At 66.6% G+C, this 24694-nt stretch carries 18 protein-coding genes; 11 read left to right on the plus strand and 7 right to left on the minus strand.

Annotation, left to right across the window (positions count from 1 at the left end):
- Positions 1-3: 3 nt before the first annotated feature.
- A complete protein-coding gene (locus KSS95_RS22320) occupies positions 4-423 on the minus strand; it encodes a pilus assembly protein PilZ (RefSeq protein WP_217849689.1) in 420 nt (139 codons plus the stop codon).
- Positions 420-2066: a bifunctional UDP-sugar hydrolase/5'-nucleotidase gene (locus KSS95_RS22325; RefSeq protein WP_217849691.1), complete on the minus strand. Its 1647-nt coding sequence runs from the start codon at positions 2064-2066 to the stop codon at positions 420-422. The genes KSS95_RS22320 and KSS95_RS22325 overlap by 4 nt, the downstream gene beginning before the upstream one ends.
- A gap of 207 nt (positions 2067-2273) precedes the next feature.
- Between KSS95_RS22325 and KSS95_RS22330 the strand changes: the two genes are divergently transcribed.
- Positions 2274-4325, plus strand: a complete 2052-nt coding sequence (locus KSS95_RS22330; RefSeq protein ID WP_217849693.1) for a PhoX family protein — start codon at positions 2274-2276, stop codon at positions 4323-4325.
- 189 nt (positions 4326-4514) lie between these two features.
- On the opposite strand, the gene gspK is transcribed toward KSS95_RS22330, so the two are convergent.
- Complete coding sequence (gene gspK, locus KSS95_RS22335; RefSeq protein ID WP_217849695.1) at positions 4515-5480, minus strand: type II secretion system minor pseudopilin GspK; 966 nt, start codon at positions 5478-5480, stop codon at positions 4515-4517.
- A 135-nt stretch (positions 5481-5615) separates the two neighbouring features.
- Here gspK and tatA point away from each other — a divergent pair, with 135 nt between their 5' ends.
- The 9 genes from tatA (at position 5616) to KSS95_RS22380 (ending at position 16380) form a co-directional block, all read left to right on the plus strand.
- Complete coding sequence (gene tatA / locus KSS95_RS22340; protein WP_217849696.1) at positions 5616-5834, plus strand: twin-arginine translocase TatA/TatE family subunit; 219 nt, start codon at positions 5616-5618, stop codon at positions 5832-5834.
- Complete coding sequence (gene tatB / locus KSS95_RS22345) at positions 5834-6112, plus strand: Sec-independent protein translocase protein TatB (protein WP_217849698.1); 279 nt, start codon at positions 5834-5836, stop codon at positions 6110-6112. The genes tatA and tatB overlap by 1 nt, the downstream gene beginning before the upstream one ends.
- The gene (gene tatC, locus KSS95_RS22350) at positions 6112-6846 is read left to right on the plus strand and encodes a twin-arginine translocase subunit TatC (RefSeq protein ID WP_217849700.1); all 735 of its coding nucleotides are present in this window, start codon (positions 6112-6114) and stop codon (positions 6844-6846) included. Before tatB ends, tatC begins: the two co-directional genes overlap by 1 nt.
- 208 nt (positions 6847-7054) lie before the next feature.
- The gene (locus KSS95_RS22355; RefSeq protein WP_217849702.1) at positions 7055-7786 is read left to right on the plus strand and encodes a GntR family transcriptional regulator; all 732 of its coding nucleotides are present in this window, start codon (positions 7055-7057) and stop codon (positions 7784-7786) included.
- Positions 7787-7797: 11 nt separating this feature from the next.
- A complete protein-coding gene (gene nagA / locus KSS95_RS22360) occupies positions 7798-8886 on the plus strand; it encodes an N-acetylglucosamine-6-phosphate deacetylase (RefSeq protein WP_217849703.1) in 1089 nt (362 codons plus the stop codon).
- Positions 8883-9905: an SIS domain-containing protein gene (locus KSS95_RS22365; protein WP_217849705.1), complete on the plus strand. Its 1023-nt coding sequence runs from the start codon at positions 8883-8885 to the stop codon at positions 9903-9905. Before nagA ends, KSS95_RS22365 begins: the two co-directional genes overlap by 4 nt.
- Before the next feature lie 18 nt (positions 9906-9923).
- On the plus strand, positions 9924-12467 hold the full coding sequence (gene ptsP / locus KSS95_RS22370; protein ID WP_217849707.1) for a phosphoenolpyruvate--protein phosphotransferase: 2544 nt from the start codon (positions 9924-9926) through the stop codon (positions 12465-12467).
- 12 nt (positions 12468-12479) lie between these two features.
- Positions 12480-14144: an N-acetylglucosamine-specific PTS transporter subunit IIBC gene (gene nagE / locus KSS95_RS22375; protein ID WP_217849709.1), complete on the plus strand. Its 1665-nt coding sequence runs from the start codon at positions 12480-12482 to the stop codon at positions 14142-14144.
- A 196-nt stretch (positions 14145-14340) separates the two neighbouring features.
- A complete protein-coding gene (locus tag KSS95_RS22380) occupies positions 14341-16380 on the plus strand; it encodes an HET-C-related protein (protein WP_217849710.1) in 2040 nt (679 codons plus the stop codon).
- Between the two features lie 253 nt (positions 16381-16633).
- Here the strand turns inward: KSS95_RS22380 and KSS95_RS22385 are convergent, their stop codons facing one another.
- Both KSS95_RS22385 and purL read right to left on the minus strand, forming a co-directional pair.
- The gene (locus tag KSS95_RS22385) at positions 16634-16945 is read right to left on the minus strand and encodes a YqfO family protein (RefSeq protein WP_217849712.1); all 312 of its coding nucleotides are present in this window, start codon (positions 16943-16945) and stop codon (positions 16634-16636) included.
- Between the two features lie 3 nt (positions 16946-16948).
- Positions 16949-20848 carry a phosphoribosylformylglycinamidine synthase gene (gene purL / locus KSS95_RS22390; RefSeq protein WP_217849714.1) on the minus strand — a complete coding sequence of 1300 codons (3900 nt, stop codon included), beginning with the start codon at positions 20846-20848 and terminating at the stop codon, positions 16949-16951.
- 328 nt (positions 20849-21176) lie between these two features.
- Between purL and mltF the strand changes: the two genes are divergently transcribed.
- On the plus strand, positions 21177-22634 hold the full coding sequence (gene mltF / locus KSS95_RS22395) for a membrane-bound lytic murein transglycosylase MltF (protein ID WP_217849715.1): 1458 nt from the start codon (positions 21177-21179) through the stop codon (positions 22632-22634).
- Positions 22635-22779: 145 nt separating this feature from the next.
- Here the strand turns inward: mltF and tadA are convergent, their stop codons facing one another.
- Positions 22780-23259 (minus strand): tRNA adenosine(34) deaminase TadA, encoded by a 480-nt coding sequence (gene tadA / locus KSS95_RS22400; RefSeq protein ID WP_217849717.1) that lies wholly within the window; start codon positions 23257-23259, stop codon positions 22780-22782.
- Positions 23259-24641, minus strand: coding sequence for a multicopper oxidase family protein (locus tag KSS95_RS22405; RefSeq protein WP_217849719.1), 1383 nt, complete (start codon positions 24639-24641; stop codon positions 23259-23261). The genes tadA and KSS95_RS22405 overlap by 1 nt, the downstream gene beginning before the upstream one ends.
- Positions 24642-24694 lie beyond the last annotated feature (53 nt).

The raw sequence follows: 24694 nt of genomic DNA on the forward strand, positions 1-24694 counted from the left end.
CATTCATCCTTGGCGCTTGAAGCCGGTCACGGCAGGGCGTGGCGGCCAGGGCAGGCGCTCGCGCCGGCCGTTGTTGTCGAAAATCAGGCCATCGGCGTCGATGTCCTGCAGCACGATGCCCGGCGCCAGGCGCTGGCCACGGCCGAGGGTGCGCACCTGCTGGCCGTGGCGCAGCACCACCACGCTGGCCGACAACGGCTGGGCCTTGAGCCCGCCCAGGTAGACCAGGGGCAAGCGGGTCAGCGGAATGCGGCCGTCGTCCACCGGCGTTTGCCAATGCTCGACCAACAAGCCCGGCAACGGCGCCAGCGCCGGCACTGATGCGCTCGCCGGTTGCGGCTGGCGGCTGAGCAGCAGCACGCACTGCGCCGCCAGCCAACCGGCCAGGGTCAGCAGGGCGAAGCTGAAAACCCGCGAAGTCACGCGGCCACCTGGTGCGGGTGCCAGCCAGGGTGCCCCTGCACGTAGCGCACGGCCGGCAGTTGCAAGGGTGCCAGGGCCCAGCCCGGCGCCTGGCGGGTCAGCCAGGCTTCGAGGGTCTGCCACAATGGCGCGCCAGCCTGGGCATCGAAGTGCAGGCCAAAGGTGCGGCACAGGCCCTCGACGGGTTGCAGGCCGATGATGCGCTTGCCGTTGGGGCTGTAGCTGACCTGCCAGTCCTGGCTTTGCCAGCGCGGCAGGTCTTGGCTGTTGTCCAGCAGCAATGGGTCGCCGAACAGTTGCTCGGCGGCGTTTTCCAGCACCTGCTCGACCTGGCGCGCCGGGGCCTCGACCACGGGGGCGGGGTAGCCGCCGGTCAGGCTGATGAGGTGCTCGCGGGTAATCGGTTCACCCGCCGGCAGCGGGTAGTCGTAGCGCAGGCCGGGCAGCAGCACCGGCATGCTCGAAGTGTCGGCCAGGGCCTGGTGCAACAGGCGGTCCCAGCTGCCGCCACGGGTATCGCGGCGCCACAATGCTTCAGGTGCACGGGCCAACGGCTGGTCGAGCCAGGCGGCATGGCCACTGCGCTGGCGTTGCAGCTCGCCACGCAATTGGCTTGCACGGGCCAGTGCCTGGGGACCGAGGCTATGCGCGAAGGCCGGGAAAAACTGCGCCTCGAACTGCCACTGATCACCGGCCTGGCGGCAGCGCAGGCGAAACGCGCCGCTGGCCCGGCAGCCGGCGAACAGCACCGGTACCCGGCGGCCGCTGGCCTGGGTAGCCTGTACCGGCGTTGGCCACAGGTCCTGGCCACGGGCGCAGAGCAGCACGTCCAGCTCCGGCACGCGCTCGGCCAGCCACAGCCCGGGGCCGGTGCCGACATCCGCCAGCGCCACCACCAGGTCGGCCTCGCGCCGGGCTTGCTGGAAGCTCGGTTGCAATGACTGGTACCACTGCTTGAGCGAGGCTTTCTGATCCTGGGCATAAGGATCGGTAACCCCGACCACCGCGATGCGCACGCCGCCGCGCTGGAACACCTGCAGGCCTTCGATACCCAGCGCCTTGGCCTGCGCATCGGCCAGGCCGGCGCCGAGGGTAATAGAGGAAGACTGGCGATAGAGCCCGGCACTGCGCTGCGGCCACAACACGCGCTCGTCGCTGCTGACCCGCGCCTCGCTGCCCAGCAGTTGGCTGCCCTGCACACCGCTTTCACCCTGGGTGAGGTAGGCCAGGCCGCTGCCGTTCCAGCATTGGCCGTTCTCCAGGGTCAGGCACTGCTCACGACCCGCCTCGAGCCGCAGTTGCTCGAGCAGCGCCGCCAATACCGCATAGCCACCGGTGCGGGCCTGCCCGGCCAGGTTGGCATCGAGCAGTGGCGCCAGCGCCGGCTGCCCGGCGCTGGCGTTCGGCCCGCTCATCCACGGCGCGCGTCCCAGGTGGCTGACCGGCCCCAGCCGTGTGGCCGGCACCACGGCCTGGCCCGGTTGGCGAGCGTCGAGGGTATCGGCGACATACAGCAGGTCCAGCGCCCGGTCAGCCGCGCCACGGGGCATGGGCAAGCCCGAGCAGGCGCCGAGCAACGGTGCCAGGGCACCGGCACCCATCCAGCTGATCACTTCGCGCCTGCTTGCCATCGACTCCGCCATCCCTGTTCTCGTTGGGCCCCGGATATTGCGGCGCTTGCGTGACAGTTTGATGGCAGAAAACCGACGGTAATTCCAAAAGCAACTTGATTAAGTCTTTAGTAATAGCCGCAAGTTTTAAACGCGCGTTAACAAATCTGACAATCAATCATCATACTTGCCGTCTACAGTCGCGGTTTCCTTCAACTCAGCCAAAAAAAGGACACCCTGATGAGTCGAGACAGCGGCGATAACCTGGACCGCAACCCCAGCGGCAACCTACCGATGGCCAGCGTCATGGACGCCTACCTGAGCCGTCGCGCCGTGGTTCGCGGCAGCCTCGGCGCCGCCATCGCCATGATCGCCGGTACCGGCCTGAGCGGTTGCTTCGACAGCGGCGGCGGTTCCAACCACGACGATCCGGCCCCGCCCACCCAGCCAGAAAAACCCAAGCTCAAGCTGGGCTTCAATTCGATCACAGGCTCGCGCACCGACGCCTGCGTGGTCGCCGCCGGCTACAGCGCCTACGTGCTGGCGCCCTGGGGCACGCCGCTGAACGCCAGCGCCAACCCGTGGAAGGCCGACGGCAGCAACAGCGCCAGCGACCAGGCCAACGCCATGGGCATGCACCACGACGGCATGCACTTCTTCCCCATCAATGGCAGTTCCAGCGACGGCCTGCTGGCGATCAACTTCGAATACATCGACACCGCCGCGCTGCACCCGGCCGGCCCCACCACCGTCGCCGGCAAGCGCCCGGTCGAGGAGGTGCGCAAGGAGATCAACGCCCATGGCGCCGGCGTGGTGCGTATCAGCAAGGTCGCCGGGCGCTGGCAGGTGGTCGACAACGACCCGCTCAACCGCCGCTTCACCACCGTCTCGCTGATGGACATCGCCGGGCCGATGCGCGGCACCGACCACGTCAAGACCAAGTTCTCGCCCGCCGGCACCCAGTGCCGCGGCACCAACAACAACTGCGGCAACGGCTACACCCCGTGGGGCACCTACCTGACCTGCGAGGAGAACTGGCCTGGGATCTTCGTCAACAAGGGCACCCGCCCGGCCAACCAGGTGCGCATCGGCGTGTCCAGCAGCAGCGGCCAGTACAAGTGGGAGACCGCCGCCGGTGACGCCAGCGAGGTGGCCGGCGAGTTCGCCCGCTTCGACATCACCCCTACCGGCGCCAGCGCCACCGACGACTTCCGCAACGAAGCCAGCACCTACGGCTACATCGTCGAAATCGACCCTTACAACGCCGCCACCCTCGCGGTGAAGCGCACCGCCCTGGGCCGCTTCCGCCATGAAGGCTGCTGCCCGGGCCTGCCGGTGGCCGGCAAGCCGCTGGTCTGGTACACCGGCGACGACTCCAACAACGAGTACCTGTACAAGTTCGTCTCCGACGCCCTGTGGGACCCGGCCGACGCCAACCCGGCCGACCGCCTGGCCACCGGCGCCAAGTACCTGGACAAGGGCAAGCTGTACGTGGCCCGCTTCGACGCCAACGGCACCGGCGTGTGGCTGCTGCTCGACGTGGCCACCGCGACCACCGCAGGCAGCACCCTGGGCGCGCAGTTCGGCGACCTGCCGGGCATCATCCTCAACACCCGTGGCGCTGCCGACGCCGTCGGCGCCACGCCGATGGACCGCCCGGAATGGACTGCCGTCAACCCGCTCAACGGCGACGTCTACCTGACCCTGACCAACAACAGCGCGCGCACCGCGGCCAAGGTCGATGCGGCCAACCCGCGCGGCCCGAATCGCCATGGCCATATCATCCGCTGGCACGACAGCGACGATCACAAGACCTTCACCTGGGACATCTTCGTGTTCGGCGCCAACGCCGCCGGCACCCCGGACATCAACCGCTCGGGCCTGACCGAACTGAACCAGTTCGCCAGCCCCGATGGCATGAGTTTCGATAGCCGCGGCGTGCTGTGGTTCGAGACCGACAACGGCGAGACCACCCTGACCAGCTACACCAACGACCAGCTGCTGGCGGTGATCCCCACCGACCTGGTGGATGCCAACGGCAAGCAGATCCCGGTCAACGCCACCAACCAGGTGGACCTGCGCCGCTTCTTCGTCGGCCCCAATGGCTGCGAGGTGACGGGCATCACCTTCACCCCGGACAACAAGACGATGTTCGTCAACATCCAGCACCCGGACAACTGGCCCAGCACCGACAAGGCCACCGACCTGACGCCGGCCGGCACCTCGGTAAGGCCACGGGCTTCGACGGTGGTGATCCAGCGTAACGATGGGGGGGAGATCGGCACCGCCTGATTCGCCCCAAGCGCCGGGCCGCTCCCTCAAGGGTGTGCGTACTCCTTGTAGGAGCGGCCTTGCGTCGCGAAAGGGCTGCGCAGCAGCCCCGGCGATTTTGATGGTGGCTCAGAATCTGGGGCCGCTGCGCGCCCCTTTCGCGACGCAAGGCCGCTCCTACACAGATTGCGCACAGCCTGCGATTGTCTGCTACCAGGCCACCGGCTCCCGCCCCTTGACCCTTACCTGCTGCGCCGGCACCCGCGCGTGCCATTGCACCACGCCCAGCGCCTCGATCTGGAACTGGCTGCGCAGCGTGCGCCCCTCTTCCTCGAACGACAGCTGCAGCACAAAATGGCCGCTGTTGAGCAGCAACCCTTCGCTGAGCCGGGCGAAGGTCTCGTCATCCACCGCCCCCAGCGCCTGGCGCAATGCCGCGGCATCCACGTAGCCCGCCGCTGGCCGGCCGCTGATGATCCGGCTGAGCATCGACCCAGAGAACCGTCCCTCGTACATCGCCTCCAGCAACGGCAAGTGCTCCAGCCCCAAGGCATTGGCATTGAGCCGCCAGCCGCTGGTCAAAGGCAGGGCGCAGAGCATCCGGTAGCGCGCCTGGCGGCCACTGTCGGGCTCCAGCAACAGGTTCAGTTCGCTGCTGTCGAGCATCGGCTGGTTGGCCGCCAGGCGCGGCGGTTGCTGGCGCAGGTACTGGGCGCTCTCGGCGCCCTGCAGGCGGGCATCGCTGTCGGCATCCAGCCAGTCGGCCAGGGCATCGACCAGGCGCTCGGCGGCCATGTCATCGCCCAGCAGGTAACGCAATTGGCGCTGCGCCCGAGGGCCGTCCTCGCCCAGCAGGGCATTGACGTTGAAGCAACTGTGCTGGTCGATCACCCGCAGCTGCGCCTTGCCCGCGCCAAAGTCATAGCTCAGCGGTTGCCCGCGCAACGCCTGCCAGAACAGCGGGCTGACGCGCCAGGCCGGATCGCGCAGGGCCTGGGAGGCATAGGCTAGCCCTGCCTGCTCCATGGCCCGCACCTGCACCCGCTGGTGCAGCAGGCGCACCGCGTCCACCTGGCGGCGGCCGTCCTCCACCAGCCAGGCCAGCCCCGCGGCCAGCATCGCCAGCACTACCAGCACCATCAGCAGTGCCGCGCCCCGTTGTTGCCCGCGCCCCATCCTTGTCTTCCTGTCGCCGCTAAAAGCGCCAGTCAACACGCTGGTTGTTGCAGGCAGATGGCAGTCATGTGCGCGTCATCTGCGCCAGGCAGCATTGGCCTTCCCTTTTTATCGACCTGACAGGAGTGGTCTTACATGGGTGGCATCGGAATCTGGCAACTGGTGATCGTGCTGTTGATCGTCTTCCTGCTGTTCGGCACCAAGCGTCTCAAGGGGCTGGGCAGCGATGTGGGCGAGGCGATCCAGGGCTTTCGCAAATCCATGGGTGGCAATGCCGAGGCAAACCTCGAGCAGCAACCGCCAACCCTGAACAACCCGCCTGTGCACCAGGCCCAGCCGGATCGCCAGGCCTGATGTTCGAGATCGGTTTCAGCGAACTGCTGCTGGTGGGCATCGTCGCCCTGCTGGTGCTCGGCCCCGAGCGCCTGCCGCTGGCGGCGCGCAGCCTGGGCCGTGGCCTGGGCCAGGCGCGCCGGGCAATGAACGCGCTCAAGGCCCAGGTGCAGCGCGAGCTCGACATGCCCGCCCTCGACGCGGCGCCACTGCAACGCCTGGAGCAGGAGATCCGCCAGGGTATCCAGCTCGACGCGCTGCCCGCCAATGATGCAGCCCCAGCCAAGGAGCGTGCCTGATGTCCGTCGCCCTCGAACAGCCAGGCCGCCTGCCGCTGACCGAGCACCTGCGCGCGCTGCGCAAGCGCCTGGTGCGCTGCCTGCTGCTGGTCGCGCTGGTGTTCTGCGGCTTGTTCCCCTTCGCCCAGACGCTGTACACGCACATTTCCGAACCGCTGCGCCGCTACCTGCCCGAGGGCGCCAGCATGATCGCCACCAGCGTCACCTCGCCGTTTCTTGCGCCCTTCAAGCTGACGGCGATGTGCGCGCTGTTCGTCGCCATGCCACTGTTGCTGCACCAGGCCTGGGGCTTCATCGCCCCCGGGCTGTACCGCCGCGAACGGCGCATCGCCTTGCCGTTGCTGGTGTCGAGCATCGTGCTGTTCTACGGCGGCATGGCGTTCGCGTTCTTCCTGGTGTTCCCGATGATGTTCGGCTTTTTCGCCAGCGTGACCCCGGACGGGGTGGCGATGATGACCGACATCGGCTTGTACCTGGACTTCATCCTCGCGCTGTTTTTGGCGTTCGGCCTGGCCTTCGAGATTCCGGTGGCGACCTTCATCGTGGTCTGGGCCGGGCTCGCCGACGTGGCCACGCTGCGGCGCAGCCGGCCTTATGTGATCGTCGGCTGTTTCGTGGTGGGGATGATCCTGACGCCGCCGGATGTGTTTTCCCAGACCATGCTGGCGGTGCCGATGTGGCTGCTGTTCGAGGTGGGGTTGCTGGCGTGTGGGGTGGTGCGCAGGGTGGAGTAGGGCTGGAGGATTGGGGAGATCGAGACCGTTCACCGGAAGAGGTGTTGCGCCTATGCGACCGAGCGCCGCGCGGGCGGCGCTCGATCTCATAGGCGCCAAATCTCTATCGACATACATCTTCATCGACACACCAATCCAGACCAGTGGTATTGACCTGGTATTAAAGTGGTATTAGCTTTCTACCCAACAACAATACCGGACACCGCCCATGCGTCCTCTCTCGGCCCTGCGCCCCGACGACACCAGCGCCACCCCGCTCTACCTGCAGCTGGCACGCAACCTCGAACAGGCCATCCACGCCGGCCAGTGGAGCGCCGACCAGGCCCTGCCCTCCGAGCGCACCCTCAGCGAAACCCTGGACATCTCCCGGGTCACCGCGCGCAAGGCCCTCGAAGTCCTGCTCGAACAAGGCCTGATCCAGCGCATCCAAGGCTCCGGCACCTTCATCACCCCGCGCCTCGAACAACCCTTGTCACGCCTGTCGAGCTTCAGCGAAATGCTGCGCATGAAAGGCTTCGCGCCCAGCTCGCTGTGGCTTGAACGCAGCATCGGCAGCCCAAGCAACGACGAACTGATCCGCCTCGGCCTGTCGCCCACCGACCAGGTGGTCCACCTCAAGCGCTTGCGCAAGGCCGACGACATCGTCATGGCGGTGGAGGTCAGCACCCTGCCTGCCCGCCTGCTCGGCGACCCGCAGGCCATCGGCGACTCGCTGTACCAGCACCTCGACCAGCTCGGCCGCCCGGTGGTCCGCGCCCTGCAACACATTCGCGCGATCAACGCCGGTGACGAACTGGCCGCCCAGGTGGGCATCGCCCCCGGCACCGCCATGCTGCTGATGACCCGTATCGGCTACCTCGACGACAACACGCCGATCGAGCTCACCGACACCTACTGCCGCAACGACTACTACGACTTCGTCGCCGAACTGCGACGCTGACCGGAGCCCCCATGGACATCGCCAACATCCTCACCCCCGACGGCTGGGTGCGCGGACAGCTGCACCTCGAAAACGGCCGCATACAGGCCATCGAGGGCACGCCGTGCGACCCGCAGGCCAACGACCTGCCCTACCTGCTGCCCGGTTTCATCGACCTGCACGTGCACGGCGGCGGTGGCAGCGACATCATGCAGGGCGGTGACGCCTTCGCCACCATCGCCCGCACCCATCGGCGCTTCGGCACCACCTCGTTGCTGGCCACCACCATGACCGCGCCCCGTGAGGAGCTGGCCCGCGTGCTCGCCGAACTGGGCGAGCACCTCGGGCAACCGCGCCAGGGCGCGCGCATCCTCGGCGTGCACCTGGAAGGCCCGTACATCAACCCCGGCAAGCTCGGCGCGCAGCCGAACTTCGCTCACCAGGCGCTGCTCGACGAGGTCGAAGAGTACCTGGCCCTGGCGCCGATCAAGGTCATCACCATCGCCCCGGAAGTCGCCGGCCACCTGCCGCTGATCCAGGCCCTGAGCCAGCGCGGCATCCGCCTGCAGCTCGGCCATACCCTGGGCAGCTACGAAGAAGGCGTGGCGGCCCTGGAGGCCGGCGCCAGCAGCTTCACCCACCTGTACAACGCCATGAGCCCGCTGCACCATCGCGAGCCGGGCATCGTCGGCGCGGCCCTGGCCCATGCACGCTACGCCGAGCTGATCCCCGACCTGCTGCATGTGCACCCCGGTGCGATCAAGGTGGCCCTGCGCGCCATCCCCTGCCTGTACTGCGTCACCGACTCCACCGCCGCCGCCGGCATGCCCGACGGCGAATACCGCCTGGGCAGCCACACCGTGACCAAGTGCCTGGGCGGCGTGCGCCTGCCAGACGGCACCCTGGCCGGCAGCACCCTGACCATGGACCAGGCCCTGCGCAACCTGGTGAAGATCGGCCTGCCGCTGGCCGAAGCATCCGACCGCCTGTCCCGCTACCCCGCCGATTACCTCGGCATCGCCGACCGTGGCCGCCTGCAAGCTGGCGCCTGGGCCGACGCGGTGCTGCTCGATCGCCAACTGAACCTGACCGCCGTGATGGTCGAAGGAGAAACCGCATGAGTTCAAGGATGCTCGAAGAGGCGCGCGCCTGCGCCGATGTGGTACAGACACAGCTCCAGGCACTGGACCTGCGCCTGGAAACCCTCAGCGAACAGCTGCGTCGGCTCGACCCGCAGGTGGCGCTGACCGTGGCCCGGGGCAGCTCGGACCATGCCGCCAGCTATTTCGCCTACCTCGCCATGCAGCAACTCGGCCTGCCGGTGGCCTCGCTGCCGATGTCGGTGGTAACCCTGCAACAGGCGCCGCTGCGGGTGCGTGGCCAAGTGGCGTTGGGCTTCTCGCAATCGGGCCAGAGCCCGGACCTGGTCGACAGCCTGCGTCGCCTGGACCAATGCGGCGCGACCACCGTGTCGCTGGTCAACGCCACCGGCTCGCCGCTGGAGCAGGCCTGCAAGCACCATCTGCCGCTGTGCGCGGGGCCTGAGCTGTCGGTGGCGGCGACCAAGAGCTTCGTCGCCACCCTCAGCGCCAGCGCCCGCCTGGTCGCCCACTGGGGCCAGGATCGCGCCTTGCTGGAGGCCGGCCTGGCCCTGCCGGCTCAACTGCGTGAAGCCGCCGCCCAGGACTGGAGCCTGGCCATCGACACCCTGCGCGATGCCGAACAACTGATGGTGATCGGCCGCGGCGCGGGCTTTGCCATTGCCCAGGAGGCCGCGCTGAAGTTCAAGGAAACCTCGGTGATCCAGGCCGAGGCCTTCAGCAGCGCCGAGGTGCGCCATGGCCCCATGGCGCTGATCGATGCCCAGTACCCGCTGCTGGTGTTCGCCCCGCGGGGCGTCGAGCAGGCCGGCCTGCTGCAACTGGCCGCCGACATGCGCCAGCGCGGCGCCCGGGTGCTGCTGGCGGCGCCGGCCGACATCGCCGCCCGCGACCTGACCCTGAGCTGCGCCGAACACCCGGCCCTGGACCCGCTGCTGGCGATCCAGAGCTTCTACCTGATGGCCGCGGCCCTGGCCGAGGCCCGTGGCCTGGACCCTGACCAGCCGCGCCACCTGAGCAAAGTGACCTGCACGCAGTAAAGCCGCGAGGAACCGCGCATGCCCGACAATAACAAGATCATCCTCCATGCCCCGCTCGCCGGGCCGCTGGTGTCGCTGGAACAGGTGCCGGACCCGGTGTTCAGCAGCGCCACCCTCGGTGACGGCATCGCCATCGACCCGCTCAACGAGGTGCTGCACGCCCCGTGTGCCGGCGAAGTGGTGCAGTTGGCACGCAGCGGCCACGCGCTGACCCTGCGTGCGGCCAACGGCGCCGAGATCCTCCTGCATATCGGTGTCGACACCGTGCAACTGCAAGGTCGTGGTTTCTCGCCGTTGGTGGCGCTGGGCGACCAGGTCAGCCAAGGCCAACCGCTGGTGCGCTTCGACATGGACCAGGTGGCGCAGCACTGTGTCAGCCTGGTTACGGTGATGCTGATCAGCAATGGCCCTGGCTATGGCCTGAGGCGACTGCAGACAGACACTGCGCAGCTCGGTGCGGCGCTGCTGGAGGTCGAGGCCACGGCTCACGAAGCGAATGCCCGAGCGGTCAGCCATGAGCGCGCACGCGGCCATGCCCGGGTCGCTCATCATGGCGGCCTGCACGCCCGCCCCGCCGCCCTGCTGCGCCAGACCGCGCAAGGCTTCCAGAGCCAAGCCGTGCTGCGCTTCGGCGAACGCGAGGCCGACCTCGACAGCCTGGTGGCGGTCATGGGCCTGGGCGTTGGCGAAGGTGTCGACGTCGAACTGGTCTGTACCGGGCCGGACAGCCAGGCCGCGCTGCAAGCGTTGATCACCGCCGTGCAGACGGCCTCGGTCGGTGAGCGGCATGCCGCGCACGCGCCAACCAACACCACCCAGCCCAAGCCCGCTGCGGGGCCCGGCATGCTTACCGGTGTCTGCGCCGCCCCCGGCCTGGCCCAGGGGCCGCTGGCCCGGCTGGACGGAATCAGCCTGCCGCCCGACAACGGCGACAACGACCCCGCCGTACAGCACCAGGCGTTGAACACGGCCTTGGCCGAAGTGCGCCACGCCCTCGACCGCGACTGGCGCCACCTGCCACGCGGCCAGGAGGATGCGGCGGCGATCCTCGAGGCCCACCTGGCGCTGCTCGACGATCCGGCCCTGCTCGGCGACGCCCGCCAGCATATCGCCAACGGTGTCGCCGCCAGCCATGCCTGGAGCCGTGCCATCGATACCCAGTGCCAGATCCTGCGTAACCTGGGCAACCCATTGCTGGCCGAGCGCGCCAACGACCTGTACGACCTGCAACAGCGCGTTCTGCGGGCCTTGCTTGGTGAAACCCGGCAACTGCGCCTACCGCCCTCGGCCATTGTCGTCGCCCATGAACTGACCCCGTCCGACCTGCTGCTCCTGGCCCGCCATGAGGTCGCCGGGCTGTGCATGGCCGCCGGCGGCGCCACCTCGCACGTCGCCATCCTTGCCCGCGCCCGTGGCCTGCCGTGCCTGGTGGCCGTGGGCGAAGCGCTGCTGGAACTGCCCACAGGTACGCCGTTGGTGCTGGACGCCGACCAGGGCCGCCTGGAAACCGAGGCTGATGCGCAGCGCCTGGCCGAGGTGCAGCGTCATGTGCAACAGCGCCGCGACACCCGCCAACGCCAGCAGGTCGCCGCCCAAGGCAGCGCGCGCACCCGCGACGGCCAGCGGGTCGAGGTCGCCGCCAACGTCGCCAGCGCCGCGGACGCCGCCGAGGCCCTGGCCCAGGGCGCCGACGGCATCGGCCTGCTGCGCAGCGAGTTCCTGTTCATCGACCGCCCCACCGCGCCAGACCAAGCCGAGCAACTCGCCGCCTACCAGGCCGTGCTCGACGCCATGGCCGAGCGCCCGGTGATCATCCGTACCATCGACGTCGGCGGCGACAAGCAGCTCGACTACCTGCCGTTGCCGGCCGAGGCCAACCCGGTACTGGGCCTGCGCGGCATCCGCCTGGGCCAGGTGCGCCCGGAACTGCTCGACCAGCAACTGCGCGCGCTGCTGCAGGTCAGCCCGCAACGCCGTTGCCGGATCATGCTGCCGATGGTCACCGAGGTCGACGAACTGCTCGCCATTCGCCAGCGCCTGGACCAGCTGGCCGCCGAGCTGGGCATCGGCGAGCGCGCCGAACTGGGGGTGATGATCGAAGTGCCTGCCGCGGCGCTGCTCGCCGAGCGCCTGGCCGAGCATGCCGACTTCTTCTCCATCGGCACCAACGACCTGTCCCAGTACACCCTGGCCATGGACCGAGACCATGCCGGGTTGGCGGCACGGGTCGATGCCCTGCACCCAGCGCTGCTGCGCCTGATCGACTTGACCTGCCAGGGCGCGGCGAAACATGGCCGCTGGGTTGGCGTGTGCGGCGCGCTGGCCTGCGACCCACTGGCCACCCCGGTGCTGGTCGGCCTGGGCGTCGCCGAGCTGTCGGTCAGCGCGCCGCAGATCGGTGAGATCAAGGCCCTGGTTCGTCAGCTCGACGCCAGTGCCTGTCGCCGCTTCAGCCAAGGCCTGCTGGGCCTGGCCAGCGCCGCCGCGGTACGCCAGGCCTGCCGAGACTTCGCCGCCCTGCCCCTCGCCCAACCGACCGCCGCCGCGGCCCTACAACAATAATCGGAGCGCACCATGTACCAGCATTTCATCCAGGGCCTGCAACGGCTCGGCCGCGCCTTGATGCTGCCCATCGCCATCCTGCCCATCGCCGGCCTGTTGCTGCGCCTGGGCGATACCGACTTGCTCGACATCGCCCTGGTGCATGATGCCGGGCAAGCGATCTTCGCCAACCTGGCGCTGATCTTCGCCGTCGGTATCGCCGTGGGCTTCGCCCGTGACAACAACGGCACCGCGGGCCTTGCCGGCGCCATCGGCTACCTGGTGCTGGTGGCGACGCTGAAAGTGATCGACCCGAAGATCGACATGGGCATGCTTGCGGGGATTCTCTGCGGCTTGCTCGGTGGCGGCCTGTACAACCGCTTCAAGGACATCCAGTTGCCGGACTACCTGGCATTCTTTGGCGGGCGGCGCTTCGTGCCCATCGCCACCGGGGTCTCGGCGGTGTTCCTCGGGCTATTGTTCGGCCTGATCTGGCCGCCGATCCAGCACGGCATCAACGACCTCGGCCAACTGATGCTGGAGAGCGGCAGCATTGGCGCGTTCTTCTTCGGCGTGCTCAACCGGCTGCTGATCATCACCGGCCTGCACCACATCCTCAACAACCTGGTGTGGTTCGTCTTCGGCAGCTTCCAGGCGGCCAGCGGGCAAGTGGTCACGGGTGACCTGGCGCGCTTCTTCGCCGGCGACCCGCACGCCGGGCAGTTCATGGCCGGTATGTTCCCGGTGATGATCTTCGGCCTGCCCGCCGCCTGCCTGGCCATGTACCGCCATGCCCTGCCGGGGCGACGCAAGCTGATCGGCGGGGTGTTGCTGTCGATGGCGTTGACCTCGGCGCTGACCGGGGTGACCGAGCCGATCGAGTTCGCCTTCATGTTCCTTGCGCCCCTGCTGTATTTGATCCATGCCCTGCTCACCGGCTTGTCCATGGCCATCTGCGATTTGCTGGGCATTCGCCTCGGCTTCACCTTTTCCGGCGGCGCCATCGACATGGCCCTGGGCTGGGGCCGCTCCAGCAACGGCTGGCTGGTGTTCCCGCTGGGCCTGGCATACGCGCTGCTGTACTACTTCGTGTTCGACTTCTGCATCCGCCGCTTCGACCTGAAAACCCCGGGGCGCGAAGAACAGCCGGCCGCCCAGCCCGGCAGCAGCGCCGATGCCGCCCGAGGGCGCCGCTACATCGATGCCCTGGGCGGGGCAGCCAACCTGCAAGGTGTCGACGCCTGCACCACGCGCCTGCGCCTGGTGTTGGCCGACCGTGCCCTGGCCAACGACCAGGCCTTGAAAGCCCTTGGCGCCCTGGCCGTGGTACGCCCCGGCAGCGGGGGCAGCCTGCAGGTGGTGGTTGGGCCAATGGCTGATGCGCTGGCGGATGAGATACGTGCCGAATTACCGCTTGTCGCCAGTGCCAAGCCACTCGCTGCGCAGGTGCCGGCGCCTCTGCTGCAGACGGTGGACGCCGAACCATGGTTGCAAGCATTAGGCGGCCGGGAAAACCTGCTCAACGCGCAGTGCGTGGCGCTAAGCCGGGTGCGCATCGAGCTCAAGGATCAGCAGCGCGTCGACGCCTCACGGCTGATGAGCCTGGGTTGCCTGGGCATCAGCCCACAGCCGAATGGCGTTTGGCATTTGCTGCTGGGCCCTCGGGCAGCGTCGTTGAGCCAGGCACTGGACAGCTGACGGATCATGCAGGGGCACAGCCGTCAGCGGTGTTGCCCCTGATACTGCGCGTAGGAAAACACCGCAATAACTCGCAAGAAACAAGCGCTATCACAGAAGGACCAGGCTGAAGCCACTGTAGGGCAGTTGTTCCATATTCTTTTACCGCCTGCCAAACAGCACTGTGGCCCTCACAACCATTGATGAGGACGCCACCATGAGCGAACTGAACAGCACCTTTGCCCTGAACCAATTGACCGCAATTGCCCGCACCACCGGCGAGCTGGAATTTGTACTGATGTTCATGCCGATCTTCGGCTATGACGTTCCTGCGACACTCTTCACCAAGTTTCGCGATGCCCTGCTCTCGGGCGAGGTGGAGAACCCGGAGCACCGCGTCGACGAAGACGCCGAGCGCATCGCCAGCTACGACAGCGACACCCGTAGCATCAGTGTCGACATCAGCGCTATCGAGCAAGCCCTGGAAGACCAGACCACCGCGCCCGACCTGCTGATCGAGATGCTGGGTGCGTTCGGCCGCCACCTGCATGCGTTGTTCGCGTCCGAGCTCGATGCACTGGAGCCAATGCCCGAGCTGCTCGAGGCCGAAGAGGTCGGCCATAACTACGCTGCGATGCTGGCCCTGTTCGACAGTACCCCTGAGACAGGGACAGTCTTCGGCTATTACACCAAGGCTGAAGAAACATCCCCCCTGCTGCTGGATTTCAGCGCCGCACCGGAGCTTGAGGCCCTCCTGCCGCAGGAACCCGACAGCCTGGTCATCCAACCTCGATTCGGGGCTGGCACAGGCAACGGTTCGGAACACTCCTTCGGCCACGAGTCCATCGAGCACATTCTCAAGGACGCCGGTTTCACCGAACGTGAATGCAAGGCGATCTACTTCGGTAACTGGCTACGCGACCACTCGCAGATCGTCGACCCCAAGATCGTGCGTCCGGCGGGCGCAAGCCAAGAGCAGCCCTGGCAGTTGCCCAGGGAAGTCCTCGCGCAGATCATTGATATCTTCGCCCACGAAGAATTCAGCAGCCTGCAAGAAACCGATGAAGATCGCGAAGCCTACCGTGTGACCAAGGAGATGCTGGGCGTATATCGACCCTCCGAACATATCGATAACCCCACCAACCTCGACGAAGCCGCTGTGGATCCCCGAACGATCGACGAAGACTTCGAAGCGCTGGTCAGGCCCGGCGATGCTCAAACCCAGGTAAACCCGCATACCTCGAAAAAGCACCACATCGATTACGCCGAAAGCTACATGCGCCATAAACTGTTCGAGGCAGCGACGCTAGGCAAGACCCCAGATGGCATGCGGTGCTTCGGTGAGGCCCTGCATGTGCTGGAGGACTACTTTGCCCACTCCAACTTCGTCGAGCTCAGCCTGATCAAGCAAGGCCACGCGGTTTTGCCATGGACCACGCCGAATGGCGAGTACCGTCATGCCTTACCGGTTGTCACCGGGCTTTTCAGCAGCCTGGATGTCATCGCCAGCGTCGTCGAACCCCTGGGCAAGATACTGTTCTCCACGCAGGACCCGAAGGATAAACGGCAACCCGGTTACCGCGCGCGAACCGACAAAGCCTTGCTGCTGGTCCTGTCCGAGTTGGAAGATCGGCGCTGGTACAACGCACTGAACACCCTGCTGGCGATCCGTGACGGTATACGTAGCAACCCCCTCGTGAGGTTCAGTTCGAGACTGCTGTGGGCCATTGGCAAGCCAGACAGGTTGGTCAGCCAGATAATGAATGCCTACTTGCAGAAAGCACTGGTGCCCATTGGCGAACTGGTACATGACCACCAGACGGCACTCGGCGACCCCAACACCGAACCCGGCGTCGATCCTACCCACACCCAAGTGGCCAAGGACCATGACGACCATCCCTTCCATGCGCTGGCGGCCCGGCTGGCCCAGTGGGCAGTGCTTGAAGTCGGGGTGAAGATGCGAGCGATCTGGGCCAAGGATGAAACGGAGTCCATCGACTGGATCGAGCTGCAGGACCTTGCCTCCAGCTTCCTCCTCCATCCCAATGACAGCGAATGGCAGGACGATATCGTCAGCGCCTGGAGCGCCACCAATGCCCAGGCTATCGAGGACGGTAAGTCCGCCAGCTACTTCGAAAGGCACCGCAAGCAGGAGATGGAGCAGTCCCAGGACAGGGTCAAACAGCTGAGCGAAAACCCGAACTTCCAGCCGATCAAGCTCAATGACAGTTTCCGCAACACGTTCCCTCTGTTCTGAAAACACAGGGTTGCCTGCGCAATTTTTCGCCTGCAGTTGCGCTTTGCAGGATGATCGGGCTTCAGCCATTTCCCTGAGCGAGCTCGTGTCGCGAAAGGGGCGTGCAGCGGCCCCTGGATTCGAGCGGTCATGCACAGATCGCTGGGGCCGCCTTGCGGCCCTTTCGCGACACGAGGCCGCTCCTACAGGGGCGCAGAACGCAAAAAAGGTGGGCTAATGCCCACCTTTTTCGTGCAGCTGACTCACTGCCCTTTCAAATGTCCAGCAACTGCCAGACCTCATAAGCCGGTGTTTCATAGGGGTGGCTGTGCTTGAGCGCGGCAACGACCTGAACGATCAGCTCGTCGGCCACCACCAGCTCCACCTTCCACTCCTCGACCACCTCCACCTGGCCGGTTTGCCCGAGGTACGGCTGGCTGCCGTCCAACGGGCGGAACTGGCCCTGGCCGCGGGTCTGCCAGGCGCAGTGGTCGTAGTCGCCGATGCGTCCGCCACCGGCGGCGAACACAGCGGCCTTGACCACTTCGACATGGCTGTCGGGGACGAAGAAGGCGAGCTTGTGCACCCCTTAGTTCACCCACACCCGCGCGTTGCGGAACATGCGCATCAAGGCCGCGTCTTCCTGCCACTCATCCGGGCGCCAGGAGTTCTGCACGGCGCGGAACATCCGCTCCGGGTGCGGCATCATGATGGTCACGCGGCCGTCGCGGCTGGTCAGGCCGGTGATGCCACGCGGCGAGCCGTTCGGGTTGGCCGGGTAGGCTTCGGTGACCTTGCCATGGTTGTCGACGTAGCGCAGGGCCACGCAACCGGACAGGTCGGCTTCGAGCAGCGCTTCTTCGCTGGCGAACTCGGCATGGCCTTCGCCGTGGGCGATGGCGATCGGCATGCGCGAACCGGCCATGCCCTGCAGGAAGATCGAGTTGGACTTCTGCACCTCGACCATGGCCACGCGCGCCTCGAACTGCTCCGAGCGGTTGCGCACGAAGTGCGGCCAGTACTCGGTGCCCGGGATCAGCTCGTGCAGGTTGGACATCATCTGGCAACCGTTGCACACGCCCAGGGCGAAGCTGTCGGTACGCTCGAAGAAGGCCTGGAAGGCATCACGGGCACGGGCGTTGAACAGCGCCGACTTGGCCCAGCCTTCACCGGCGCCGAGCACGTCGCCGTAGGAGAAGCCACCGCAAGCCACCAAGCCCTTGAACGCTTCGAAATCGACACGACCAGAGAGGATGTCGCTCATGTGCACGTCGACGGCGGCAAAACCTGCGCGGTCGAAGGCGGCAGCCATTTCGACCTGGCCGTTGACGCCCTGCTCGCGCAGGATCGCCACTTGCGGGCGCACGCCCTTCTTGATGTACGGCGCGGCGATGTCTTCGTTGACGTCGTAGCCCAGCTTGACCGACAGGCCTGGGTTGTCTTCTTCCAGCAGGACGTCGAATTCCTGGTCGGCGCAGTCGGCGTTGTCGCGCAGGCGCTGGACCTGGTAGCTGGTCTCGGCCCACTGGCGCTGCAGCAGGCGACGGTCGCCCTTGAACAGCTCTTCGCCTTCGAACTTGATCAGGACCTCACCGTTGTTGATCGGCTGGCCGATCACCGCGACGCAATCCTCGCCCAGGCCAGCGGCGCTGAACTGCGCCAGCACATCCGGCGTGGCGTCCTGACGAACCTGGATCACCGCGCCCAGCTCTTCGTTGAAGAGGATGGCCGCGACTTTCTCGCGCTTGCTGGTCAGGTTACCCAGTTCCAGCTCCAGGCCGCAGTGGCCGGCGAAGGCCATTTCCAGCACGGTAGTCAGCAGACCACCGTCGGAACGGTCGTGGTAGGCCAGCAGGTGGCCGTCTTCGTTAAGGCCCTGGATCACCGCGAAGAACGCCTTGAGGTCCTCGGCGTCATCGACGTCCGGCGCCTGGGCGGCCAGCTTGCCGTGGGTCTGCGCCAGGATCGAGGCGCCCATGCGGTTCTTGCCGCGACCCAGGTCGATCAGGACCAGGTCGGTCTCGCCCTTGTCCATGCGCAGTTGCGGGGTCAGGGTCTTGCGGATGTCGGTGACCGGGGCGAAGCCGGTGATGATCAGCGACATCGGCGAGGTGACGCTCTTCTGCTCGCCGGCTTCGCTCCACTGGGTCTTCATCGACATCGAGTCTTTACCCACCGGAATGGTGATGCCCAGCTCTGGGCACAGCTCCATGCCGACCGCCTTGACGGTGTCGTACAGGCGGGCGTCTTCACCCGGGTGACCGGCGGCGGACATCCAGTTGGCCGACAGCTTGATGTCGGACAGCTTCTCGATGCGCGAGGCGGCCAGGTTGGTCAGGGTCTCGCCGATTGCCATGCGGCCAGAGGCCGGGGCGTCGAGCAGGGCCAGCGGGGTACGCTCACCCATGGCCATGGCTTCGCCGGTGTAGACATCGAAGCTGGTGGCGGTGACGGCGCAGTCGGCCACCGGTACCTGCCACGGGCCGACCATCTGGTCGCGGGCAACCAGGCCGGTGATGGTGCGGTCGCCGATGGTGATCAGGAAGCTCTTGCTGGCCACGGCCGGGTGCCGCAGGACGCGCTCGACCGAGTCGGTCAGGTCCAGGGTGCTCGGGTCGAACTCATCGCCCAGTTCCGCTTCGCGGGTGACCGAACGGTGCATGCGCGGCGGCTTGCCCAGCAGCACGTCCAGCGGCATGTCCACCGGGGTGTTGTCGAAGTGGCTGTCGGTGACGGTCAGGTGCGGCTCGGCAGTGGCCTCACCGACCACCGCGAACGGGCAACGCTCGCGTTCGCAGATGGCCTGGAAGCGCTCGAAGTCCTCGGCGCTGACCGCCAGCACGTAGCGTTCCTGGGATTCGTTGGACCAGATCTCGTGCGGGGCCATGCCCGGCTCGTCGTTGGGCACGTTGCGCAGCTCGAAGCGGCCACCGCGGCCACCGTCGTTGACCAGCTCGGGGAAGGCGTTGGAGATACCACCGGCGCCGACATCGTGGATGAAGGCGATCGGGTTCTTGTCGCCCAGCTGCCAGCAGCGGTCGATGACCTCCTGGCAACGACGCTCCATCTCGGGGTTTTCGCGCTGCACCGAGGCGAAGTCGAGGTCAGCGGAGCTGGCGCCGGTGGCCACCGACGAGGCGGCGCCGCCGCCCAGGCCGATCAGCATGGCCGGGCCGCCGAGCACGATCAGCTTGGCGCCGACGGTGATCTCGCCCTTCTGCACGTGGTCTTCACGGATGTTGCCCATGCCGCCGGCCAACATGATCGGCTTGTGGTAGCCGCGCACTTCTTCGCCGTGCGGGGTGTTGATGCCCTGCTCGAAGGTACGGAAGTAGCCGGTCAGCGCCGGACGGCCGAATTCGTTGTTGAACGCCGCGCCGCCCAGTGGGCCTTCGATCATGATGTCGAGGGCGTCGACGATGCGCTCGGGCTTGCCGTACGGCTTTTCCCAAGGCTGCTCGAAACCTGGGATACGCAGGTTGGACACGGTGAAACCGGTCAGGCCGGCCTTGGGCTTGGCACCACGGCCGGTGGCGCCTTCGTCGCGGATCTCGCCGCCGGAGCCGGTGGAGGCACCGGAGAACGGGGCGATGGCGGTCGGGTGGTTGTGCGTCTCGACCTTCATCAGGATGTGCACCGGCTCCTGCACCGCGCCGTACTGGCGGGTCTCAGGGTTCGGGAAGAAGCGCCCGGCCACCGAACCGACGATCACCGAGGCGTTGTCCTTGTAGGCCGACAGCACGCCTTCGTTGTGCATCTGGTAGGTGTTCTTGATCATGCCGAACAGGCTCTTCTCTTGCGCCTGGCCGTCGATGTCCCAGCTGGCGTTGAAGATCTTGTGGCGGCAGTGCTCGGAGTTGGCCTGGGCGAACATCATCAGCTCGATGTCGTTCGGGTTGCGCTTGAGCCCCTGGAAAGCGGCGACCAGGTAGTCGATTTCGTCCTCGGCCAGGGCCAGGCCCAGGTCGATGTTGGCCTGGGCCAGGGCGGCGCGGCCACCGCCGAGCACGTCGACCGAGGTCATCGGCCGTGGCTGGGCGTGGCTGAACAGGTCGGCGGCGTCTTCCAGGCGCGCCAGCACGCGCTGGGTCATGCGGTCGTGCAGTTCGGCGGCGACGCGCTGGGCGTCGGCATCGCTGAGGCTACCGGCGACGTAATAGGCGATGCCGCGCTCCAGGCGCTGGATCGACTGCAGGCCGCAGTTGTGGGCGATGTCGCTGGCCTTGGACGCCCAGGGCGAGATGGTGCCCAGACGCGGCACCACCAGGAACAGGTGGCCGGCTGGCTCCTGGACCGGCACGCTCGGGCCGTACTTGAGCAGACGGCCCAGCACCTGCTGCTGGTCGGCGGTCAGCTCGCCGTCGACGTCGGCGAAATGGGCGAATTCGGCATACAAACCAGTAACAGCGGGGACTTTCTGGCTCAGTTGCTCGAGTAATTTACCGTGGCGAAAGGCAGAAAGGGCAGGAGCGCCGCGCAGGATCAACATCGTCGGGACAGCCTCAGGAAGGGGTGTGCTTAGAGGCCGTGCATTCTAGCCTAATTCGCGCGCTTTCGGCACCCGCTCTAAGCCAATGCTGCCGGGCGGTGGAACCGGACTTTGAGGTCAAATTTTACAGGGGTTCGCCTTGAGTCATTCAGCGCCTGCGAGACCGAGCGCCGCGCGGGCGGCGCTCGGTTTCACAGGCGCCAAACGTCTCAAGGCGGACCCTGGTGGCCTTGATGCAATCCCCAGCCGCCACCACAACACCCGCTAGCAGACCTGCCAACCATTGTCGAGATATGGCACTGGCGGTGCTTTGCGTATACTGCACCCTATGTTCGCCCACACTGCTTTGCGCCAGCGTTGTGCCAAATGGCTCTTCGCAACCGGACTCTTCCTGATGCTCGGTGCCTGTGTTGAAAAACCCAGCACCCTCGAACGCGTCAAGGAGGATGGCGTATTGCGCGTGATTACCCGCAACAGCCCGGCCACCTACTTCCAGGACCGCAACGGCGAAACCGGCTTCGAGTACGAGCTGGTCAAGCGCTTCGCCGATGACCTGGGGGTAAAGCTCGAGATCGAGACCGCCGACAACCTCGACGAGCTGTTCGACCAGCTGGGCAAGCCCTCCGGCCCCGTGCTGGCCGCCGCCGGCCTGGTCAGCAGCGAACGCCGCGCCAGCCAGGCGAAGTTTTCCCACCCCTACCTCGAGGTGACGCCGCAGGTCATCTACCGCAACGGTCGCTCGCGTCCCACCGACGCCAAGGGCCTGGTGGGCAAGAAGATCATGGTGCTCAAGGGCAGCAGCCATGCCGACCAGCTGGCCGGGCTGAAAAAACAGTACCCCGGGCTCGACTACGAAGAATCCGACGCCGTCGAGGTGGTCGACCTGCTGCGCATGGTCGACGAGGGCCAGATCGACCTGACCCTGGTCGACTCCAACGAGCTGGCCATGAACCAGGTGTACTTCCCCAACGTGCGCGTGGCCTTCGACCTGGGCGACACCCGCGACCAACGCTGGGCGGTGGCAGCCGGCGAAGACAACAGCCTGCTCAACGAAGTCAACGAGTTCCTCGACAAGTCACAGAAGAACGGCACCCTGCAACGCCTGAAGGACCGCTACTACGGCCATGTCGATGTGCTCGGCTATGTCGGCGCCTACACCTTCGCCCAGCACCTGCAGCAACGCCTGCCCAAGTACGAAAAGCACTTCAAGGCGAGTTCCAAGGTCGAACAGGTGGACTGGCGCCTGCTGGCCGCCATCGGCTACCAGGAGTCGATGTGGCAGCCCGAGGTGACCTCCAAGACCGGCGTGCGCGGCCTGATGATGCTTACCCAGCGCACCGCCCAGGCCATGGGCGTGTCCAACCGCCTGGACCCCCGGCAAAGCATCCAGGGTGGCGCCAAGTACTTCATGCTGGTCAAGGAGCAGCTCGACGACAGCATCAAGGAGCCGGACCGCACCTGGTTCGCCCTGGCCGCCTACAACGTCGGCAGCGGCCACCTGGAAGATGCCCGCACCCTGGCCCGGCGCGAGAAGCTCAACCCGAACAAGTGGCTGGACGTGAAGAAGATGCTGCCACGCCTGTCGCAGAAGCAGTGGTACAGCAAGACCAAGTACGGCTATGCCCGCGGCGGCGAGCCGGTGCATTTCGTCGCCAACATCCGCCGCTACTACGACATCCTCACCTGGGTCACGCAGCCACAGCTCGAAGGTCAGGTGGCCGAAGGCAACCTGCACGTGCCGGCGGTGAACAAGGACAAGCCTGCGCAGCAGGCGGCGCCGATGTAACACGCCACCGCCCATTGTAGGAGCGGCCTTGTGTCGCGATAGGGCCGCAAAGCGGCCCCGGCGATCTATGCGTCAATGCTCAAATCCTGGGGCCGCTACGCGCCCCTATCGCGACACAAGGCCGCTCCTACAGGGAGCCTGTCAGCTAGGCCTTCGCCCGGCGCGCCTTGAAGAACGCGCTCAGAATCGCCCCGCACTCCTCGGCCAAAACCCCGCCCTCGACCATCACCCGGTGGTTGAGAAAGCCCTGGCTGAAAAACTGCCCCTGGCTCTGCACTATTCCTGCCTTGGGCTCCAGCGCCCCGTACACCACGCGCGCCACCCGCGAATGAACGATCAGCCCCGCGCACATGCTGCACGGCTCCAGCGTCACGTACAGGGTGCTGCCCGGCAGCCGGTAGTTGCTGGCGGCTTTGGCCGCGGCGCGAATCGCCACCATTTCGGCATGGGCGCTGGGGTCGCTGTCGACGATCGGCCGGTTGAAGCCCTGGCCGATCACCTGGCCGTGCTGCACCAGCACCGCGCCCACCGGCACCTCGCCCATGGCCGCGCCCTGGGCCGCCAGCGCCAGGGCCAGGCGCATGAACGCCTGGTCGCGGCTGCGATCGATGATCTGCGCGCGCATCAGACCACCGCGATCGCGGCCATCAGGCCGGTTTCCATGTGGTCGATGACATGGCAGTGGAACATCCAGGTGCCCGGGTTATCCGCCACCAGCGCCACCTGGGCGCGTTCGTTCTTGCCCAGCAGGTAGGTATCGGTGAACCAGGGCTCGGTGATCTTGCGGCGATTGGAGGCGATCACCTTGAAACTCATGCCATGCAAGTGGATCGGATGCTGGTACTGGGTCATGTTCTTCAGCTCGAAGATGTAGCTCTTGCCCTTGCGCAGCGTGGCGATGGGGCGCTCGGCGCAGGTCTTGTCGGTGATGTCCCAGGCCTGGCCATTGATCTGCCACAGGCTCGGCGGCTTGCCGTTGTCGGTGTTCACCGAGACCTTGCCGGCCCATTCGAAATTGAAGTTGAGCTTCTCGGCATTCTCCAGGTCCGGCTCGGCGATAGGGTTGGCCGGCAATGCCTTGGGCCAGTCGCCCGGCGCCTCGCTGCTGGCCACCGAGCGCAGGGTGCCCAGGCGCACGAAGCCATCGCGCAGGGAGATTTCCTCGCCGGCCTCGGGAATGCGGATCGCCAGGCAAATGCGCATGCCCGGGCCGAGCCAGTAGTCCTCGTCCAACGGGCGTGGGGTGATCGGGTTGCCGTCGAGGGCGTAGATCATCGCCTCGCAGTTGCCCTTGAGGTTGAGGCGGTAGGTCCAGGTGTTGTCCAGGTTGAGCAGACGCACCCGCACCACCTGGCCGGCCGGCAGCTCGGTCACCGCCTCGGCCTGGCCGTTGATGGTGATCAGGCGCCCGGCGGTGCCGTTGCGCGCGGCTTCGCGCGGCACGCTGAAGGGCATCCAGGCGCCCTGCTCGTCGACATGCCAGGTTTTCAGGCTGAGGGTGCGCTCATGGGCGAAGCCGGTGGGCTCGCGCTCCTCGACGATCAGCGGGCCGACCAGGCCGCGTCCCAGCTCCTCGGAGCTGCTGACGTGCGGGTGGTACCAGTAGCTGCCGGCGTCCGGCACCCGGAACTTGTAGTCGAAGAACTCGCCGGGCTTGACCGGCAGTTGCGAGACATAGGGCACGCCGTCCATTTCCAGCGGCAGGCGGATGCCATGCCAGTGAATGGTGGTTTCCACCGGCAACTGGTTGATGAAGCGCACCCGCAGCCAGGTGCCCTGGCGCACGCGCAACTCGGTGCCCGGCGCCGACGGGCCGAAAGCCCAGGCCTCGGTCTTGTAGCCGGGCACCAGTTCGACATCCAGCGGCGCGGCGATCAACTCATAATCGTGCCCGGCGTTGTCATCCTCGACCTTGCCCAGCCAGTAGCGCGCCGCGCCGCCGGCGCCCAGGCCTACCACCACAAGGCCAGTCAGGCCCTTGAGCATTTGTCGACGGGTAAAGGACATCGGTGCGGGTACCTCATTCTGCGCAATCAGTCTGCCAGCAGGCCTGGCAATGA

The organism is Pseudomonas muyukensis (assembly GCF_019139535.1).
GTDB lineage: Bacteria > Pseudomonadota > Gammaproteobacteria > Pseudomonadales > Pseudomonadaceae > Aquipseudomonas > Aquipseudomonas muyukensis.

What these genes read in the sequence shown, in the direction of transcription:
- ptsP (WP_217849707.1), top strand. Translation starts at nt 9,924, where the DNA reads ATGCCCGACAATAACAAGATCATCCTCCATGCCCCGCTCGCCGGGCCG.
- nagA (WP_217849703.1), top strand. Translation starts at nt 7,798, where the DNA reads ATGGACATCGCCAACATCCTCACCCCCGACGGCTGGGTGCGCGGACAG.
- tatB (WP_217849698.1), top strand. Translation starts at nt 5,834, where the DNA reads ATGTTCGAGATCGGTTTCAGCGAACTGCTGCTGGTGGGCATCGTCGCC.
- nagE (WP_217849709.1), top strand. Translation starts at nt 12,480, where the DNA reads ATGTACCAGCATTTCATCCAGGGCCTGCAACGGCTCGGCCGCGCCTTG.
- tatA (WP_217849696.1), top strand. Translation starts at nt 5,616, where the DNA reads ATGGGTGGCATCGGAATCTGGCAACTGGTGATCGTGCTGTTGATCGTC.
- KSS95_RS22380 (WP_217849710.1), top strand. Translation starts at nt 14,341, where the DNA reads ATGAGCGAACTGAACAGCACCTTTGCCCTGAACCAATTGACCGCAATT.
- tadA (WP_217849717.1), bottom strand. Translation starts at nt 23,259, where the DNA reads ATGCGCGCGCAGATCATCGATCGCAGCCGCGACCAGGCGTTCATGCGC.
- tatC (WP_217849700.1), top strand. Translation starts at nt 6,112, where the DNA reads ATGTCCGTCGCCCTCGAACAGCCAGGCCGCCTGCCGCTGACCGAGCAC.
- KSS95_RS22405 (WP_217849719.1), bottom strand. Translation starts at nt 24,641, where the DNA reads ATGTCCTTTACCCGTCGACAAATGCTCAAGGGCCTGACTGGCCTTGTG.
- KSS95_RS22365 (WP_217849705.1), top strand. Translation starts at nt 8,883, where the DNA reads ATGAGTTCAAGGATGCTCGAAGAGGCGCGCGCCTGCGCCGATGTGGTA.
- KSS95_RS22355 (WP_217849702.1), top strand. Translation starts at nt 7,055, where the DNA reads ATGCGTCCTCTCTCGGCCCTGCGCCCCGACGACACCAGCGCCACCCCG.
- purL (WP_217849714.1), bottom strand. Translation starts at nt 20,848, where the DNA reads ATGTTGATCCTGCGCGGCGCTCCTGCCCTTTCTGCCTTTCGCCACGGT.
- KSS95_RS22330 (WP_217849693.1), top strand. Translation starts at nt 2,274, where the DNA reads ATGAGTCGAGACAGCGGCGATAACCTGGACCGCAACCCCAGCGGCAAC.
- KSS95_RS22325 (WP_217849691.1), bottom strand. Translation starts at nt 2,066, where the DNA reads ATGGCGGAGTCGATGGCAAGCAGGCGCGAAGTGATCAGCTGGATGGGT.
- gspK (WP_217849695.1), bottom strand. Translation starts at nt 5,480, where the DNA reads ATGGGGCGCGGGCAACAACGGGGCGCGGCACTGCTGATGGTGCTGGTA.
- mltF (WP_217849715.1), top strand. Translation starts at nt 21,177, where the DNA reads ATGTTCGCCCACACTGCTTTGCGCCAGCGTTGTGCCAAATGGCTCTTC.